Here is a 17,103-nt window from a genome sequence, read left to right as displayed (position 1 = left end):
CTGGTCATCGAACCGCTGACCGAAGACCAAGGGGAGCCACGATGACCAGCGCCGATATCCGCCCGTTCCGCATCGCCGTACCGCAGTCCGAGCTCGACGACCTCCACGACCGCCTGGCCCGGGCCCGGTGGAGCGGGCAGCTACCGGGGCCGGGCCGGGAGCGTGGTGTGCCGGTGGATTATCTGCGCGAGCTGGCCGAGTACTGGCGCACCGAATTCGATTGGCGTGCACAGGAAGCGGCACTCAATGAGTTTCCGCAGTTCCGGACCGAGATCGATGGGCTGGATGTGCATTTCCTGCATGCGCGTTCCGAGGATCCGGAGGCCGTGCCGCTGATCCTCACGCACGGGTGGCCGAACAGCTTCGTGGAGTTCACGAAAACCATTCCGCTGCTGACGAATCCCCGGGCGCACGGCATGGGATCGGCGCAGGCGTTCCATGTGGTGATTCCGTCGGTACCCGGGTTCGGGTTCTCCGAGGGGCCGCGTGAGCCGGGGATGAAGCCGCGCCGGGTCGCCCGCATGTGGGTGGAGCTGATGGCGCGGCTCGGTTACCACCGGTACGGCGCGCAGGGCGGGGATCTGGGCGCGTACGTGGTGCAGGAGATGGCGATCGCCGACCCGGATCATCTGATCGGCGTGCACATCGACGGCGGTATCGGGATGCCGACCGCGGCGGATGTGCCCACCATGACGGCCGAGGAACGCGCGGAATGGGATCTCATGCAGAAGTGGCAGTCCGGGGTGAACCACCATGTGCTGTTGCGGCAGGCGCCGCAGACCTTCGCGCACGGGTGGACCGATTCGCCGGTCGGGCTGCTGGGCTGGCTGGTGCACAAGTTCACCGAGTTCTCGCCACTGGCGGAACACCTCGAGGAGGCGGTGGACCGCGACCAGCTGCTGGCCAACGCGAGCGTCTTCTGGTTCACCAACACCGCCGCCACCTCGTCGTGGCCCATGTACAACGGCCTCGGCGACGACGGATTCGCTTGGCCGGCGGGCCAGAAATTGGTCCCGATCGGCGTGTATTCCGGCGGGTCGCCGCTCATGCGCCGCCTCGCGGAACGGGACAACACCATCGCGTACTGGCCCGAGGGCAATACCGGTAACCATTTCCTCGCCATGGACGTGCCCCGGGCGCACACGGCCGATATCCAGACCTTCTTCGACCTCGTGTCACGGCAGCGTTAGCGGACCGGACGGTCCCGAAAGACGTAGGGTGCTCGTCATGGCGAGGACCAAGGAGTTCGACCCCGGCACCGCCTTGCACCGCGCGCTCGAATTGTTCTGGGAGCAGGGCTACGAGGCGACGTCGATGGCGGATCTGGTTGAGCATCTTGGGATTGCCAAGGCGAGCATCTACGGCACCTTCGGCGGTAAGCGCGACCTCTATCTGAAGGCCCTGCGGCGCTATCTCGAGACCACCGATCCGGCCATCATGGCGGAGCTGTCGCAGCCGGGTCCGGTACTGCCCGCGGTGCGCGGTCTGGTCGAGCGGTTCGTGCGTGAAGCCTCCAGTCCCAATTCATATCTGGGTTGCATGGTGGTGAACAGCGCGGTCGAACGGGCTCGCACCGACGAGGCGGTGGCGCGGCTGGTGGAGTCGAGCTGGGCGCACCTGGAAACGACGCTGACTTCGGCGTTGCTGCGGGCTCGCGCGCAGGGGGAACTGGCCGCGGATTCGGATCCGCGTTCACTTGCCCGATTCCTCCTGGTCTTCCTCCAGGGTGTCCGAGTTCTCGAGCGAACACCGGATTCCGCTGCGCGCCTGCGTGATGCCGCGCGGACGGCTGTATCCCTGCTCGGCTGAACGGATTTCCGATTCATCCACAGTTTTCACGACCCGCCGGATTCGAGACTGATCGTTCCACATAGGAGAGGCTCACCGATTGATCTCCGGTTATGGCGAGGTTCCCCTAGCGGAATGGCAGTGGGCTGTTGAACCGGCAGACACGTCCCTGTCATCTACGCTGACTACTGTGCTTGGAATTCGCAGGTAGCGGTATTAGGAGCAGTAGCGATGAGGGACACACTGCCATCCAAGAACCAAGTCCTTCAGGCTTGCCGTGGGACAGGTTTTCCCGGACATCCACTATTGCGCGCCGCGCACGATCTGACCGGACTTCACGAGCGCCTGCTCAGTGCCCGGCCGGAGCAGCTCACCGAACTCGATACGCGCCGTTCGAATTTGGTGCACGAGATCGACTGCTGGGTGACAGCGCAATTGCCGCCGTCGCACGGCGCGGCCCGCGTGCACACCGAGACGCTCGGCGCGGTCATAGACCGGCTGGCCCGGCTCACCGCCGCCGCCTACGCCGCCTTGGCGCGCGAATCCGGCCGGGATCTCACCGTGGCCTGGGAACATCTGGCCGAATTGGCCGTCGGCTACGAGGATTTGGCGTCGGAGGTGTGCACCGGGCGGCGACGCCTGCCCGGTGCACACTGAGAAGCGCCGCGCATCCCGCGGGCTTCCGGTTATCCGCGCGGCTTCTGGGCGGCGTACCAATCGAGGAGCTCGGGCACGTCGACGGCGGTGGGGGCCACCACGGTGGCGGCTTCCGCGCCCTGGAAGAGCTTCTTGATCGGCACTTCCAGCTTCTTGCCGGTGCGGGTGTGCGGAATGCCGGGGGCGGCGATGATTTCGTCGGGGACATGCCGCGGGGACACCTCCGCGCGAATGGTCGCATTGATCCGGCCGCGCAATTCGTCGGTCAATTCGACGCCGGGGGCGAGCACCACGAACAATGGCATCCAATAGCCGCCGTCCGGTTGTTCCGCACCGATGACCAGCGCTTCGGCGATCTCCGGAATGCGTTCCACCGCCTGGTAGATGTCGGCGCTGCCCATGCGGATGCCCTGCCGGTTCAGGGTGGAATCCGAGCGCCCGTGCACGACGATGCTGCCGTGGCCGGTGATGGTGATCCAGTCACCGTGCCGCCAGACGCCGGGGAACATCTCGAAGTACGCGTCGCGGTAGCGGGAGCCGTCGGCGTCGTTCCAGAACGACACCGGCATGGACGGCATCGGCTTGGTGATGACCAGCTCACCGACCTCGTCCCGAACCGGATTGCCCTGTTCGTCCCAGGCGTCCAGGGCCACGCCGAGATACGGGGCCGACAGTTCGCCCGGCCACACCGGCACGGTGCGGACGCCGCCGATGAACGCCGACACCACGTCGGTGCCGCCGCTGATCGAGGCCACCGGCACCCGCTCGCCGACATTGTCGCGCAGCCACAGTGAGGACGACGGCGGCAGCGACGAGCCGGTGATGCCGACCAGCCGCAGCGCGGACAGGTCGTGGTCGGCGCGCGGCACCGATCCGGCCTTCGCGCAGGCCAGCACATAGCCGGGGCTGGTGCCGAGGACGGTGGCACGGGTGCGGGCGGCCAGCCGCCACAGCGCGTCCGGGGTGGGCGCGGCCGGGCTGCCGTCGTAGCAGACGATGGTGGCGCCGACCAGCAGTCCGGCGACCTGGAAGTTCCACATCATCCAGCTGGGGCTGGTGTACCAGAAGAACGTGTCCTCGGGCCCGATATCGGATTGCAGGGCAACGGCTTTCAGATGCTCCAGCAGCACGCCGCCGTGTCCGTGCACGATGCCCTTGGGCTTGCCGGTGGTGCCCGAGGAGTACAGCACCCACAGCGGGTGCGCGAAGTCCACGGCTTCGATGTCGAGGTCGACCTCCGCGTCACCCGGATCGACGTTCTCCCAGGCGATCGCGTCCGGCACGGCCGCGCCGATGCGCGACACCACGACGGTCCCGGCCAGCGAGGGCAGGCCCGCGCGCAGCGCCGCGATATCGGCGGTCTTGTCGTGTACCTTGCCGCCGAAGCGGTACCCGTCGGCCGTGACCAGTACCTTCGGCTCGAGCTGGCCGAGCCGGTCGAGGGCGGCCTGCGCGGAATAGTCCTGGCCGCAAGCGCTCCAGATGGCTCCGATGGCGGCCGTGGCCAGGAACGCGATGACGGCTTCGGCGATGTTCGGCAGGTATCCGGCGACCCGGTCGCCTGGGCCGACGCCCAGTGCGCGCAGGGTGCGCGCGAACGCGGCGGCGGTGGCGACCAGCGCGGCCCAGGAGATCTCGGTGATCTCACCGGTCTCGTCGACCGACAGGATCGCGGGCCGGTCGTCACGGACCTGCCGCAGCACCTGCTCGACATAGTTCAACCGCGCCCCCGGGAACCACCGCGCGCCCGGCATCTCCACGGAGCCGAGCACATCGCCGGCCCGTTCGCCGAGGTCGAAGTAGTCCCAGAGCGCGCCCCAGAACCCTTCCAGGTCGTCGATCGACCACTGCCACAACGCCTGATAGTCCGGGAAGGACCGTCCCGTGCGCTTCTCGACGAACAGCGCGAAGCTGGTCACCTGGGCCTCGGCGAGATCGTCGTCGCTCGGCACCCACTGTGGTTCCACCGCCATACCTCCTACGACGCGTATCCCGCGCTGCCGGCCGCGTCGGCCCGCTGCACGATGCGCTCGGCGTGCCGGATGACCGGCATATCCACCATGCGCCCTTCGAAGGTGAAGACACCCCGATGGTTGGGTGCTTCCACCAAAAGTCTTTGCGCCCAGTCGACCTCCGTGGCGGCGGGCGCGTAGGCGGTCCGGATGACCGGCAGCTGACTGGGGTGGATGGCCACCTTGGCGTCGAAGCCGATGGCCACCGCGTCCGCGGACTCGGCGGCCAGCCCGGTCAGATCCGGAATGTCGAGGTACACCGAGTCCAGCGCGAACTTGCCGTACGCCTTGGCCGCCAGCAGCGACTGCGACCGCACGTGCCGGGCCACATCGCGATAGCCGCCGTGCGCGTGCCGGCTGGAATTGCCGCCGAGCGCGGCGACCAGGTCCTCCGCGCCCCACATGACGCCGATGGCATTGCGCACCATGACCGCCCGCCCGACGGCGAGCGCGCCCAGCGGGGATTCGATGAGCGCGATCACCTCGTAGTCGGCGAGCCGCGTGATCTGCTCGGCCGATTCGCATTTGGGCAGCATGATGCGGCGGTATTCGGTGCGCACCAGAGCGTCCAGATCGAGCATGTGCTCGAGGGTGCCCGCGGCGTTGACCCGGACGACGGTGCGCTGCGGGTCCAGCGGGTTGGCGATCAGCGCCTCACGAGCGGACGCCTTGTCGGCCTCGGCGACGCCGTCCTCGAGGTCGATGATGACGACGTCGGCGGCGGCCAGGGCCTTGCCGTACCGCTCGGGCCGGTCCGCCGGGCAGAAAAGCCAAGCGGGACCGGGCATTTCCCAACTCATGCGGGTTCTCCCGGTGTGCTGGACATTGGATTCCGTCTGACGAGGGTCTTGCGGACGGCGGTGGCCACGATGTCACCGTGCTGATTGCGTCCGGTGTGCGCGAAGGTCACGATGCCCTCGCCCGGACGGCTCTTGGATTCCCGCAGATCGGTCACCACGGTCTCCGCGTACAGCGTGTCCCCGTGGAAGAGCGGCTTGGGAAAGGCGATGTCGGAGAAGCCGAGGTTGGCCACGATGGTGCCCTGGGTCAGCTGCGCGACCGACAGGCCCACCAGCGTGGACAGCGTGAACATGGAGTTCACCAGGCGCTGATGGAACGGCGGCAGCGCATCGGAGAACGCCGCGTCCAGGTGCAGGGCCTGGGTGTTCATGGTCAGCGTCGTGAACAGCACATTGTCGGCCTCGGTAATGGTTCGACCCGGCCGGTGCTCATAGACGACACCGATCTCGAACTCGTCGAACCACAAGCCGCGCTGGACGACCCGCTTCACCTCGACTGTCTCCGATGGACGCTCGCTGCGCTCGCTCACAGGCCGAGCTCCCGACCGATCAGCATCAACTGCACCTCCGTGGTGCCCTCACCGATTTCCAGGATCTTGCTGTCGCGATAGTGCCGGGCCACAGCATATTCGTTCATGAACCCGTAGCCGCCGAAGATCTGCGTGGCGTCGCGGGCATTGTCCATGGCGGCCTCGCTGGCGACCAGCTTGGCGATGGCGGCCTGCTTCTTGAAGGGCTTGCCGGACAGCATGAGCGCGGCCGCGTCGTAGTAGGCGGTGCGGGCCATGTGGGCGCGCGCCTCCATGCGGGCGATCTTGAAGGCGATGGCCTGGTTGCTGCCGATCGGGCGGCCGAACGCCTCGCGCTCCTTGGCGTAGCGGACGCTCTCGTCCACGCAGCCCTGGGCCGCGCCGACCGACAGCGCGGCGATGGCGATCCGGCCCTCGTCGAGGATGCGCAGGAAGTTGGCGTAGCCGCGGCCGCGTTCGCCGAGCAGGTTCTCTTGCGGCACCCGCACGTCGACGAAGCTGAGCGGGTGGGTGTCGGAGGCGTTCCAGCCGACCTTGTTGTAGGCGGGCTCGGCGGTGAAGCCCGGGGTGTCGGCGGGAACGATGATCGTGGAGATCTCCTTCTTGCCGTCCACTCCCCCGGTGACCGCGGTGACCGTCACCAGCCGGGTGATGTCGGTGCCCGAGTTGGTGATGAACTGCTTGGAGCCGTTGATGATCCAGCTGTCGCCGTCGAGCACCGCGGTGGTGCGGGTGCCGCCCGCGTCGCTGCCCGCGCCAGGCTCGGTCAGGCCGAAGGCGCCCAGTGCGCGCCCGCTGGCCAGCAGCGGCAGCCACTCCGCCTTCTGCTTGTCGTTGCCGAAGCGGTAGATCGGCATGGCGCCCAGCGAGACACCGGCCTCCAGGGTGATGGCGACGCTCTGGTCGACCTTGCCGAGCTCCTCCAGCGCCAGGCAGAGCGCGAAGTAGTCGCCGCCCATGCCGCCGAACTCCTCGGGGAACGGCAGGCCGAACAGGCCCATGTCGGCCATGCCGGAGACGACCTCGTACGGGAAGCTGTGCTCGGCGTCGTGCTTGGCGGCGACCGGGGCCACCACCTGGTTGGCGAAGTCGCGGACGGTGAGGGCGAGTTCGCGGTACTCGTCCGGAAGCGTTCCGGTGGACAGGAAATCGGTCATGACTGGGTGTTCTCCTCGACGATGATGCGAGCCAGCGGCTGTTCGAGTTTCACCTGCGCGCCCGGCTCGACCAGCATTTCGACGCGGCCGGCGATGGGGGCGGTGAGGGTGTGTTCCATCTTCATGGCCTCCACGACCACGATGGGGGCGCCCGCCGCGACGACATCGCCGTCGGCGGCGGGGGTGGCGATGACCGAACCCGGCATGGGGCTCTGGATCTCGGCATCGCCGACGTGGGCGTCACCGCCGCGGACATCGGCCTCGGCGACCTCGCGCAGCAGGGCGGTGCCGGTGCGGTCGGCGACCCAGATGTGGCCGGGCGCGGTGGCGACCCGGTAGTGGCCACGCAGGCCGTCGATGGCGAGGGTGAGCGTGTCGCTGTCGGCATCGACAGTGAGCGTGCGCCGCTCGCCGTCCTCGATCCAGGTGGTGGCCCGGTCCGGGGTGCCGGAGAAGAACACGTGCGCGGTGCGGTCGCCGCCGATCAGGCGGATGCCGAACGGCGCGTGCGCGCCGACCCGCCAGCCGGTGGGCAGCTGCCACGGATCCACCGGACCGTCCGGCCAGCGCCGCAGCCACAGCCGCGCGGCGGCCGCGATGAACTGCTCGTCGGTGACGGCGGCGGGGACGAAGTCGGCGGCGCGGCGATCGAGCAGGCCGGTGTCGAGCTGTCCGGCGAGGACCTCCGGATCGGCGAGCAGGAAGCGCGCGAAATCGGTATTGGTGCGCACGCCGAGGATCTGGGTGTCCCGCAGGGCCGCATCGAGTTTCGCGATGGCCGCGCCGCGGTCGGCGGCGTGGGCGATGACCTTGGACAGCATCGGGTCGTAGTCGGAGCCGACCACGGTGCCGGTGCGCAGGCCCGAATCCACCCGCACCCCCGGGCCTTCCGGCTCGGACAGGGCGAGCACGGTGCCGCCGGTGGGCAGGAAGTCGCGGCCCGGATCCTCGGCGTACACGCGCGCCTCGATGGCGTGCCCGGTCAGGCGCACGTCCTCCTGCGCGGCGGCCAGTTTCTGCCCGGCCGCGATCCGCACCTGGCATTCCACCAGGTCGACGCCGGTGACCAGCTCGGTGACCGGATGTTCCACCTGGAGCCGGGTATTCATTTCCATGAAGAAGAACTCGTCCGGCGTGTCCGCGGAGACGATGAACTCGACCGTGCCCGCGCCGACGTAGTCGACACTGCGCGCGGTGTTGCAGGCGGCCGCGCCGATGCGCGCCCGGGTCTGCGCGTCCAGCAGCGGCGAGGGCGCTTCCTCGATCACCTTCTGGTGGCGGCGCTGCAGGCTGCATTCGCGTTCGCCCAGGTGCAGCACGTGACCGAACTGGTCGGCCAGGATCTGCACCTCGATGTGGCGGGGGCGGGTGACGAAGCGTTCCAGGAACAGGGTGTCGTCGCCGAAGGCGGCGCCGGCCTCGCGGCGGGCGCTGACCAGGGCGGCGGGCAGATCGGCCGGATCGTCGACGCGTCGCATGCCCTTGCCGCCGCCACCGGCGGACGGCTTGACCAGCACCGGGTAGCCGATCTCGGTCGCGGCGTCGATCAATTCGGCGTCGGTGAGGCCGGGCTTGGCGATGCCGGGCACCACGGGCACGCCGTATTCGGCGACCGCGTTCTTGGCGGTGATCTTGTCGCCCATGATCTCGATGGCGCGCGCGGACGGGCCCAGGAAGGCGATGCCCGCGGCGTCGAGCGCGGCCGCGAAGGCCGAATTCTCGGACAGGAAGCCGTATCCCGGGTGCACGGCCTGCGCACCGGAGCGCACGGCGGCCGCGACCACCTTGTCGATGTTCAGGTAGGACTCACGCGCGGCGGCCGGGCCGAGGCGCACCGCGGTATCGGCTTCGCGCACGTGGCGGGCGTCGGCGTCGGCGTCGCTGTAGACGGCGACGGAGCGAATTCCCATGTCGCGCAGTGTGCGGATGACGCGGACCGCGATCTCACCGCGATTGGCGACGAGCACCGTATCGAACGCGACGGTTTGAGCTTTGTTCATCAAGGTCATCACATCCGGAAGACGCCGTAGGAGACGGGCTCGAGCGGGGCCTGCGCGCAGGCCGAGAGGGCCAGGCCGACAACGGTTCTGGTGTCGGCCGGGTCGATGACGCCATCGTCCCAGAGGCGGGCGGTGGAGTAATACGGATTGCCCTGGGCCTCGTACTGCTCGCGGATCGGGGCCTTGAACTTCTCCAGGTCCTCCTCCGACTGGTCGCCGCGCACGGTGGCCAGTACCGAGGCCGCCTGTTCGCCGCCCATGACGGAGATCCGGGCATTGGGCCACATCCACAGGAAGCGCGGCGAATACGCGCGCCCGCACATGGAGTAGTTGCCCGCGCCGTAGGACCCGCCGATCACCACGGTCAGCTTCGGCACCCGGGCGCACGCGACCGCGGTCACCATCTTCGCGCCGTGCTTGGCGATGCCGCCCGCCTCGTAGTCGCGCCCGACCATGAAGCCGGTGATGTTCTGCAGGAACAGCAGCGGGATCTTGCGCTTGTCGCACAGTTCGATGAAATGCGCGCCCTTCATGGCGGATTCGGCGAACAGCACGCCGTTGTTGGCGACGATGCCGACCGGGTGGCCGTGGATCCGGGCGAAGCCGGTGACCAGGGTCTTGCCGTATTCGGCCTTGAATTCCTGGAACGCGCCGCCGTCGATCATGCGGGTGATGACCTCGCGCACGTCGTAGGGGGTGCGCAGGTCCACCGGCACCACGTCGTACAGCTCGTCCTGCGGCGCGATCGGGTCCACGGTCGGCGCGACATCCCACGGCGTCGGCGTCTTCGGGCCCAGCGTGGCCACGATATTGCGCACGATCCGCAGCGCGTCCTGATCGCTCTCGGCCAGGTGGTCGGTGACGCCGGAGGTGCGCGAGTGCAGGTCGCCGCCGCCCAGCTCCTCGGCGGTGACGACCTCGCCGGTGGCCGCCTTCACCAGCGGCGGGCCGCCCAGGAAGATGGTGCCCTGATTGCGCACGATGACGGTCTCGTCGCTCATGGCGGGGACGTACGCGCCGCCCGCGGTGCACGAGCCCATGACCGCGGAGATCTGCGCGATCCCCTTGGCGCTCATAGTGGCCTGGTTGAAGAAGATGCGGCCGAAGTGGTCACGGTCGGGGAACACCTCGTCCTGCCGCGGCAGGTACGCACCGCCGGAGTCGACCAGGTAGACGCACGGCAGATTGTTCTGGAGGGCGACTTCCTGGGCGCGCAGGTGCTTCTTGACCGACATCGGGTAGTAGGTGCCGCCCTTGACCGTCGCGTCGTTGGCGAGGATCACGCACTCGCGCCCGGAGACCCGGCCGATGCCGCCGATCATGCCCGCGCCCGGGCACTCGTCGTCGTACATGCCGTTGGCCGCCAGCGGCGACAACTCCAGGAACGGGCTGCCGGTGTCGAGCAGCTGGTCCACGCGCTGGCGCGGCAGCAGCTTGCCGCGCGCCAGGTGCCGTTCCCGCGACTTCTCCGGCCCGCCCAGCGAGCTCACGGCCAGCCGCTCCCGCAACTCGTCGACCAACGCCAGGTGCGCGGCCCGGTTCCCGGTCCGCGTCTGTTCGGTCAGCGTCATTCGCTCCGCCTCCCCGATCGGCCGATCCGGCCCATTCGGTTAGTCACCAATAACTGGAAAATAAGATAATCTTCATTAACTGAGTTGTCCAGCACCGGCGAAAGGAGCCACGGTGAACAGTGCGACGGAACCCGTGGGGCTGACCCGGCGCGAGCAGCTCAAGGCGCAGCGTCGGGAACAGCTGCTGGAGGCGGGTGCGCGGCTGATCGCGGACCGCGGCTTCCTCGGCATGCGGCTCGACGATCTGGGCGCGGCAGCCGGGATCAGCGGGCCCGCGGTGTACCGGCACTTCCCCAACAAGGAGGCGCTGCTGGTCGAGCTGCTGGTCGGGATCAGTCAGCGGCTGCTGGACGGCGGCCGCGCCGTGGCGCAGGCCGCGCGTTCAGCGCGCGAGGCGCTCGACGGCCTCGTGGATTTCCACCTCGACTTCGCCCTCGGCGAGCCCGAACTCATCCGCATCCAGGACCGCGACCTGGAGAACCTGCCGGAGTCCGCCCGCCGCCAAGTGCGACGTACCCAGCGACAGTACGTCGAGGTGTGGGTGGCGGTGCTGCGCGAACTGCGCCCCGACCTACCCGAGCAGGCCGCCCGCGTCCAGGCCCACGCAACCTTCGGCCTGATCAACTCAACCCCCCACAGCGCCCCAGCCAGCGCCACCAAGGCCCGCCCAATCCTGCGCCGCATGGCCCTCGCCGCCCTGAGCTGAGCACTCGAAACATGACCCTGACGTAGCGGTTCGAGTCCCCTTAACTCCACAAACAACGAAGCCGCAGGTCAACTCTTGCGGCTTCGTCGCATTTGCGGTCATGCGCGAATGCTGCGCCCAACGCCTCGCCCTCGCGGCGCACCGCTTCCTTGCCCATAGGATGGATCCTATATAGGATCCATCCTATGGGCTTGTATGCCGTCGAGGTCGAACCCGAAGTGGCCGAATGGTTGCGGTCACTATCGGATCGCGACTTCGGTCGTGTCGACACCTACGTCGGGATGCTCGCCGAGAATGCTGAGACGTTGGGTGAACCGTGGTCCCGCAACCTTGGCGACGGGGTACGGGAACTCCGATTTCACCTGCATCCCAGAGAGATGCGCATTACCTACTGGTTGGCACCGGACCGCAGGGTTGTGCTGTTGACGGTCTTCCGGAAGACCCGGATGCGGGAGACTGCGGAGGTGGACCGGGCAAAGGCGCTGCGGAAGATGTGCGAAAGCGAGCATGAGCATGCCCGAAACAGCTTCGATCGAAAGGTAGACGGAGATGGCTGAGCACACATCGATGAACGAGCTACGAAACTCGAGGGTCGACCGACCGGAGTTCGATTCCGACGAGTACGACGCCGGGCGTCAGGAAGCACGGCTGGCGATCGAATTCGCCAATGCCATCCGTGAGCGACGCCTCGAACTCGGGCTTTCGCAGACGCAACTGGCGCAGCGGGCCGGGCTGCGTCAGCCCGAGGTGTCCCGGTTGGAATCCGGTGGCGGCACACCCACTATCGGCATGTTGGAACGGTTGGCTCACGCGCTGGAACTGCGGTTTGTCGCGCGGTTCGAGAAGAACGATGCCGCATGATCGTCGACGATCATGGGTGAGGGCGAAACGGTCGTTGGCTCATCGGTGCCCGCCCGTCGTGGCGCGGCGGGCACCGACCGCGCGGATCGCGATGTCCGGCCCGTCGACCAGCACCGCGCGGTTCGTATGCTGGTCCGTCAGGTCCACTCATATGGATCCGCAGGTTGGAATGCCTGCGGATTCTGTCTTGTGCAACAGCATCCAAACCGCGTAGTGGTTGGCTGCCAACCTGCTCAGGCGGAGCGCCAGGCCGGCAAGGCCTTCGGCAAGCGAACCGTATGTGCCCAGCTTATCGCCCGGTGCGGGCCTTCCGGTTTCGCCGCCAACAGTTTTCAGTTCTTCGATGCGCCGCTGATCCGGTTCTGAGCGGCAGCGAGGCGGGCGGCGAACTCCGGCGACTCCAGCGAGGCGAGCTGCGGGACCACCTCGGTGCTGACCGCTTCGGCGTGGGTGGGCAGGGCACGGGTGGCGCGCATGGTGCGCTTGGTGGTGATGAGCAGCTCGCGCGGGACTTCCGCTGTCGCGGAGGCGTATTCGACGGCGGCGGCGACCAGGGCGGCGTGGTCGCCGTCGACGACCCGGTGCACCAGTCCGGCCGCGGCCGCGTCGTGCGCGTCGAGCACCTCACCGAACAGCGTCATGGCCGTCGCCTGCTGCGGGCCCACCGCGCGCTGCAGCATCCAGGTCATGCCGCCGCCGGGGTGGATGCCCAGGCGCAGGAAGCGAGCGTCGAAGCGGGCGTTGGGATTCGCGAAGCGCAGGTCCGCGGCCAGGGCCAGGTTCAGGCCCGCCCCCACGGCCTGCCCGCCGACGGCGGCGATGGTCGGCAGTGTGCAGCGCGCCACCGCCAGGAAGCCTTCGTAGATGGCCCGCAGGCCCTCTTCCTTCGCCTCGCCCAGCGCGGTCAGGTTGGCGCCCGCGCAGAAGGCGGGGGGCGTGCCGGTGACCACCAGGGCGTGCACCGATGTATCGGCCTCGGCGTCGGCCACCGCGTCCGCGAGATCGGCGGATAGATCCAGCGTCAACGCATTCCGCTTGTCGGGGTCGTGCACCGTCACCAGCGCCACGGAGCCCAGGCGCTCCACCTTGATCTCGGCCATGGCCCCAGATGGTAACGGCGCGCGGGGCGCCGCGTTCACGCACCGCGCAGTTCGCGCGCGGCGGTCCGCAGCACCATGTCGAAGCTGAGGCTCACCACCGGGGCCGACAGGAAGGTCCACAGCGACGCGAGCACGGGCGCGGCGACCTCGAAGGTCGTCGACCAGCGCACCAGCGTGCCGCCCTCGACCGGCTCGCAGCTGATCCAACCCTCTTGATGCCGCAGGCGCGGAACGGATTTCAGCCCGCGATACCGCATCAGCCGGGGCGGATCGTATTCGGTGATCTCCTGGGTGAGCCGCATGAGCGGGGTCACCACCAGCCGCACCGCTCCCACGCCGTTGCCCGCGGTATTACCGGGACGGACCAGCGTGACGCGGCGGACGAACGGAACCCGTTGATAATTCGCGACATCGGTGAGCCAGTCGAAGACATCCGCGGGCGGGGCGGCGATGGTGCGTTCGACGTCAACCGTGCGCATCCCGGCAGACTACCGAGATCGGCGGCGGGACGTCGGCCGAAAGGCCTGGTGATTACCATTGCGATATGACCGTCGAGGAGCAGCCGCAGCGCGTGATCCGCCGCCGCCCGAAGAATCGGCGCGCGCAGATCGCCGCCACTTCGGCCGCCGCCTTCGGATCACTCGGCTACCACGGCGTGAGCATGGAGGACATCGCCACCCGGCTCGGTATTTCGTCGGCCGCCCTGTACCGGCACTATCCGAGCAAGTACGCGCTGTTCCGGGAGGAATTGCTCCGCCTGTCGCGGCTCACCGCCGAGGCGGCGACGCTGCCCGACGAGTCCGAGGGCCTGTCCCCGCGCGCCCGGCTGAACCGGGTGCTGGATCGGATGATCGCCGAGACCATCGCCAATCGCGCCACCGTCACCCTGGTGCGCTGGGAGCGCCGCTATCTCGACGACACCGATCGGCAGATCCTGGAGGAGCAGTTCATCGTGGCACTGACCACGTTGCGCGCGCTCATCGCGGACGTGCGGCCCGAACTCGACGGGCACGACCGCGCGGTGCGGGCGGTGTCGATGCTCAGCGTCATCTCCAGCATCGGCGACCACCACGCCACCCTGCCCGCGAAATCGCTGACGGCCCTGCTGCATTCGGCCTGCGACGCCATCCTCGACACCGAGCTGCCGCCGGAGGGCACCGCGGCGGAGCCCCCGCGGGCGGTGGAGATCCCGCGCAGTTTCAAGCACGAGCTGCTGTTGAAGAAGGCGGTGGAGCTGTTCCACCAGCGCGGCTATCCCAATGTGAGCGTGGAGGACATCGCGGCGGCGGCCGATCTGTCGGCGGCCTCGGCGGTGTACCGGTACTACCGCAGCAAGGGCGACCTGCTGGCCGCCGCGTTCCGCCGGGCGGCGGACCGGGTGTCCGGGGCGATCGGCCCGGCGGTGGCGACCTCGTCGACTCCGGCCGAGGCGCTGCGCAAACTGGTGGATCTGTATGTCGCGGGATCGTTCGCCGAGCGCGAGCTGACCTTCGTGTACTACGCCGAGTTCGGCCATGTCTCGGCCGAGGAGCGCACGATGCTGCGCAATGTGCAGCGGCTCATCGTGGCCGAGTGGGTGCGGCTGCTGGTGGCGGTGCGCCCGGAACTGTCCGAGAGCGAGGCGCGCATCCTGGTGCAGGCCGGATTCGGTCTGGTGGTGGATCTGGGGCGGGAGTTCGGCGGTCACGCGTCGATCTGCCCGCCGCCCAGGGTGATCCGGTTGATGGAGGTCACCCTGTTCGGCACGGACGCACCGGAGCGCTGAGCCTTCTGACGCCGGAGCGCTAGGCCTTCAGCGCGGTCAGTGGGACGAACGGCGCGTAGTCGCAGACGTGCCCGTTGTCCCACTCCCACAGCGAGACCGGGTCCACGGCCACGCCGCTCTGCAGGATGAGCCGCCAGCCGCCGTCCTCCCGCTGCCAGATATCGCCGTCCCGGTCCCAGTAGAGACCGATCACGTGTGGTTCCAGGGGCTCAGGCCGGCTCATATCTCCCTCTCATAGCTAATCTTCAGCGATTGCGCGAGTTCGGGCGCTCCGGGACTCTTTCGTGGTGAGCGTTATTTATGTTCTGAGCAAATATATTTGCCAATCGTTCGCTCACCCACGAAGCTGCGTGCGCGAGTCGAATTCGCTTCACCGAATTCCCGCGGACCGCCGGTATCGTGCACAGCGCATGGTCGGGGAGGACTGCACGACGAGGGCCGAAAGGCGTTGTTGCCCATGAGAATCATCAGCACTGTCGCGGTAGCGCTGAGCGCCGCCGTCCTGTGGTCGGCCGCGCCCGCGCAGGCCGCGCCGGAAACCGGGTCCGCGGATCGGCCGCTGCCGGTCGGGGACACCATCGAACCGGTCATCGACTGCGGGCCGACGGCGGCTCATCCATATCCCGTGGTGGTACTGCCCGGCGGGGACGGCACCACGGATCAGACCGCCGCGCAGTGGGAGACCATGGTCGGCGCACTGCGCGGGGCCGGATATTGCGCGCTGCTGTTCCAGGGCGGTGTGGTGAACGGGAAGCGATGGAACGGCGACATGCCCGCCGAGGCAGGGCAGATCGCGGATTTCATCGGGAAGGTGCGGGAGACCACCGGGGCCGAGAAGGTCGAGATCGTGGCCCACTCGGCGGGGACCATCGTGTCGAACTATTACCTGAAGCTGCTGGGCGGAGCGCCGACGGTGAGCCACGCCGTGTTCATCACGCCCGAGGTGCGCGGCTGCGACGGCGCGGGCGTCCTCGGCATCCCGAATCCGCCCATCACCCCCGTGCAGCTGCTGCACGAGCTGCCCGTGCTGAGCACCCTGCTGGCGGCGGCCTCGCCGGAGCTGGCCACGGCCCTGCAGATGACACCGGATTCGCCGGTGTACAAGGCGATTTTCGACACTCGGGTCACCCAGCCCGGGGTCACCTATGCGGTGATCGCGACGCGCCGGGATCAGCTCGCCACGCCCGCGCCGCTGTGCTCGACCCTCGACGAACCGGGCGTCGAGAACGCGGTCTACGAGGACCTGTTCCCGGACGCGGCGCCGGTGGACCATTCCCTGATCCGATCCAGCGCCGAGACCGCGGGCTGGGTCCTGGACCGATTGCGGCGCTGAGCCCCGGGGGGCCGCCAGGACGGATTGTCCTGGCGGCCTTCACACACCTGCCCGAAAGCTGCTACGTAGTCGCCGGCGGCCAGGTGAAGGAGGAGCCGGTGCCCAGCGACTTCGCCAGGAAGCTGAGAAAGTCGTTCACAGCACTACCGCTGAACATGCACGCCTCCTAGACGACCGGAGTCGGGGTAGTGGTGCCGCCACCCGGCTGGGTGACCGAGGTCGAGGAGCCGGAGCCGACCACCTTGGCAATTGCGATGAGCAGGTCGGTCATACCGCTGCCAGTGTAGAAATCCATCGCGATTTCCTTTCGAGAATTTCGTGTGTCCGGCGCGAATTACTTCGCGCTGTGCTTCTTGAGCTTCGGGCCCTTGGGGTTGTAGCTCGCGGTGGAACCGGCACCCAGGAACTTCAGAACCTGGGAGACGACGGCGCCGATGTCGACCGAGGGCGCGGTGCCCGGATCCGGAGGAGTGGTGGTCATGGTGATTCCCTTTCTTTCACGACGCGGACAGACCCCCTCGATGTGTGTTTGTTCTCGGGACCGCCGCACGGGGTCGTTCGACCCCGGGTCTGTGGATGCGGAACTCGGTATTCCGCGGGTCTATTCGGGCTCGACCGCCATGGCCTGAACCAGCGACGCCGGTCGCATATCGGTCCAGTGCGCCTCGACATAGTCCAGGCAGCTCTGCCGCAGGGCCGGACCGTGCGCGGCGGTCCAGCCGCCGGGGATGGCGGCGAACACCGGCCACAGCGAGTGCTGGGCCTCCTCGTTGACGAGCACGTAGAACTGGGCATTCTCGTCATCGAATGGATTGCTCATGGT

The 17,103-nt window shown here is 68.3% G+C and carries 21 protein-coding genes; 9 read left to right on the top strand and 12 right to left on the bottom strand.

Annotated features, from left to right (window positions below; genetic code table 11):
- Nucleotides 1–41 precede the first annotated feature (41 nt).
- From ACFYTS_RS08835 to ACFYTS_RS08825, 3 genes are all read left to right on the top strand, one after another.
- On the top strand, nt 42–1,190 hold the full coding sequence (locus ACFYTS_RS08835; protein WP_387302367.1) for an epoxide hydrolase family protein: 1,149 nt from the start codon (nt 42–44) through the stop codon (nt 1,188–1,190).
- Nucleotides 1,191–1,227: 37 nt separating this feature from the next.
- The gene (locus tag ACFYTS_RS08830) at nt 1,228–1,809 is read left to right on the top strand and encodes a TetR/AcrR family transcriptional regulator (protein ID WP_387302366.1); all 582 of its coding nucleotides are present in this window, start codon (nt 1,228–1,230) and stop codon (nt 1,807–1,809) included.
- Nucleotides 1,810–2,019: 210 nt separating this feature from the next.
- Nucleotides 2,020–2,445: a DUF4254 domain-containing protein gene (locus ACFYTS_RS08825; protein ID WP_387302364.1), complete on the top strand. Its 426-nt coding sequence runs from the start codon at nt 2,020–2,022 to the stop codon at nt 2,443–2,445.
- Between the two features lie 29 nt (nt 2,446–2,474).
- On the opposite strand, the gene ACFYTS_RS08820 is transcribed toward ACFYTS_RS08825, so the two are convergent.
- From ACFYTS_RS08820 to ACFYTS_RS08795, 6 genes are read right to left on the bottom strand one after another with little or no spacing between them, the layout of a single operon-like run.
- Nucleotides 2,475–4,418, bottom strand: coding sequence for an acetoacetate--CoA ligase (locus tag ACFYTS_RS08820; RefSeq protein WP_387302362.1), 1,944 nt, complete (start codon nt 4,416–4,418; stop codon nt 2,475–2,477).
- 5 nt (nt 4,419–4,423) lie between these two features.
- Entirely contained in the window at nt 4,424–5,257 is an 834-nt protein-coding gene (locus ACFYTS_RS08815; protein ID WP_387302360.1) for an HpcH/HpaI aldolase/citrate lyase family protein, read from the bottom strand.
- Nucleotides 5,254–5,787 (bottom strand): MaoC family dehydratase, encoded by a 534-nt coding sequence (locus tag ACFYTS_RS08810; protein WP_357281686.1) that lies wholly within the window; start codon nt 5,785–5,787, stop codon nt 5,254–5,256. The genes ACFYTS_RS08815 and ACFYTS_RS08810 overlap by 4 nt, the downstream gene beginning before the upstream one ends.
- Nucleotides 5,784–6,944, bottom strand: a complete 1,161-nt coding sequence (locus ACFYTS_RS08805; RefSeq protein ID WP_387302357.1) for an acyl-CoA dehydrogenase family protein — start codon at nt 6,942–6,944, stop codon at nt 5,784–5,786. The genes ACFYTS_RS08810 and ACFYTS_RS08805 overlap by 4 nt, the downstream gene beginning before the upstream one ends.
- Entirely contained in the window at nt 6,941–8,944 is a 2,004-nt protein-coding gene (locus tag ACFYTS_RS08800) for a biotin carboxylase N-terminal domain-containing protein (protein WP_387302355.1), read from the bottom strand. Before ACFYTS_RS08800 ends, ACFYTS_RS08805 begins: the two co-directional genes overlap by 4 nt.
- A gap of 8 nt (nt 8,945–8,952) precedes the next feature.
- Nucleotides 8,953–10,515 carry a carboxyl transferase domain-containing protein gene (locus tag ACFYTS_RS08795; RefSeq protein WP_387302353.1) on the bottom strand — a complete coding sequence of 521 codons (1,563 nt, stop codon included), beginning with the start codon at nt 10,513–10,515 and terminating at the stop codon, nt 8,953–8,955.
- A gap of 112 nt (nt 10,516–10,627) precedes the next feature.
- On the opposite strand from ACFYTS_RS08795, the gene ACFYTS_RS08790 reads away from it, so the two are divergent.
- The 4 genes from ACFYTS_RS08790 (at nt 10,628) to ACFYTS_RS08775 (ending at nt 12,448) form a co-directional block, all read left to right on the top strand.
- Entirely contained in the window at nt 10,628–11,221 is a 594-nt protein-coding gene (locus tag ACFYTS_RS08790; protein WP_357281693.1) for a TetR/AcrR family transcriptional regulator, read from the top strand.
- A gap of 185 nt (nt 11,222–11,406) precedes the next feature.
- Nucleotides 11,407–11,778 (top strand): type II toxin-antitoxin system RelE/ParE family toxin, encoded by a 372-nt coding sequence (locus tag ACFYTS_RS08785; protein ID WP_387302351.1) that lies wholly within the window; start codon nt 11,407–11,409, stop codon nt 11,776–11,778.
- A complete protein-coding gene (locus tag ACFYTS_RS08780) occupies nt 11,771–12,082 on the top strand; it encodes a helix-turn-helix transcriptional regulator (protein WP_357281696.1) in 312 nt (103 codons plus the stop codon). Before ACFYTS_RS08785 ends, ACFYTS_RS08780 begins: the two co-directional genes overlap by 8 nt.
- A gap of 12 nt (nt 12,083–12,094) precedes the next feature.
- Nucleotides 12,095–12,448 carry a hypothetical protein gene (locus ACFYTS_RS08775; protein ID WP_387302349.1) on the top strand — a complete coding sequence of 118 codons (354 nt, stop codon included), beginning with the start codon at nt 12,095–12,097 and terminating at the stop codon, nt 12,446–12,448.
- Here ACFYTS_RS08775 and ACFYTS_RS08770 read toward each other — a convergent pair.
- Nucleotides 12,415–13,182, bottom strand: coding sequence for an enoyl-CoA hydratase (locus tag ACFYTS_RS08770; protein ID WP_357281698.1), 768 nt, complete (start codon nt 13,180–13,182; stop codon nt 12,415–12,417). The genes ACFYTS_RS08775 and ACFYTS_RS08770 overlap by 34 nt on opposite strands.
- 35 nt (nt 13,183–13,217) lie before the next feature.
- A complete protein-coding gene (locus tag ACFYTS_RS08765) occupies nt 13,218–13,661 on the bottom strand; it encodes an SRPBCC family protein (protein ID WP_357281699.1) in 444 nt (147 codons plus the stop codon).
- Between the two features lie 65 nt (nt 13,662–13,726).
- Between ACFYTS_RS08765 and ACFYTS_RS08760 the strand changes: the two genes are divergently transcribed.
- Nucleotides 13,727–14,947, top strand: coding sequence for a TetR/AcrR family transcriptional regulator (locus ACFYTS_RS08760; protein WP_387302346.1), 1,221 nt, complete (start codon nt 13,727–13,729; stop codon nt 14,945–14,947).
- Between the two features lie 19 nt (nt 14,948–14,966).
- On the opposite strand, the gene ACFYTS_RS08755 is transcribed toward ACFYTS_RS08760, so the two are convergent.
- Complete coding sequence (locus ACFYTS_RS08755) at nt 14,967–15,170, bottom strand: hypothetical protein (protein WP_357091198.1); 204 nt, start codon at nt 15,168–15,170, stop codon at nt 14,967–14,969.
- Nucleotides 15,171–15,404: 234 nt separating this feature from the next.
- On the opposite strand from ACFYTS_RS08755, the gene ACFYTS_RS08750 reads away from it, so the two are divergent.
- Nucleotides 15,405–16,280, top strand: coding sequence for an esterase/lipase family protein (locus ACFYTS_RS08750; RefSeq protein WP_387302344.1), 876 nt, complete (start codon nt 15,405–15,407; stop codon nt 16,278–16,280).
- A 166-nt stretch (nt 16,281–16,446) separates the two neighbouring features.
- Here ACFYTS_RS08750 and ACFYTS_RS08745 read toward each other — a convergent pair whose 3' ends face one another.
- From ACFYTS_RS08745 to ACFYTS_RS08735, 3 genes are all read right to left on the bottom strand, one after another.
- Nucleotides 16,447–16,575, bottom strand: coding sequence for a hypothetical protein (locus ACFYTS_RS08745; RefSeq protein WP_357281705.1), 129 nt, complete (start codon nt 16,573–16,575; stop codon nt 16,447–16,449).
- Between the two features lie 39 nt (nt 16,576–16,614).
- Complete coding sequence (locus ACFYTS_RS08740; RefSeq protein WP_357281707.1) at nt 16,615–16,761, bottom strand: hypothetical protein; 147 nt, start codon at nt 16,759–16,761, stop codon at nt 16,615–16,617.
- Nucleotides 16,762–16,881: 120 nt separating this feature from the next.
- The gene (locus tag ACFYTS_RS08735) at nt 16,882–17,100 is read right to left on the bottom strand and encodes an MbtH family protein (protein WP_357091190.1); all 219 of its coding nucleotides are present in this window, start codon (nt 17,098–17,100) and stop codon (nt 16,882–16,884) included.
- Nucleotides 17,101–17,103 lie beyond the last annotated feature (3 nt).

Source organism: Nocardia sp. NPDC004151, assembly GCF_042874235.1.
Lineage (GTDB): Bacteria > Actinomycetota > Actinomycetes > Mycobacteriales > Mycobacteriaceae > Nocardia.
The sequence above is the reverse complement of the archived record's forward strand: the minus strand, read 5'-3'. Positions and strand labels throughout refer to the sequence as shown.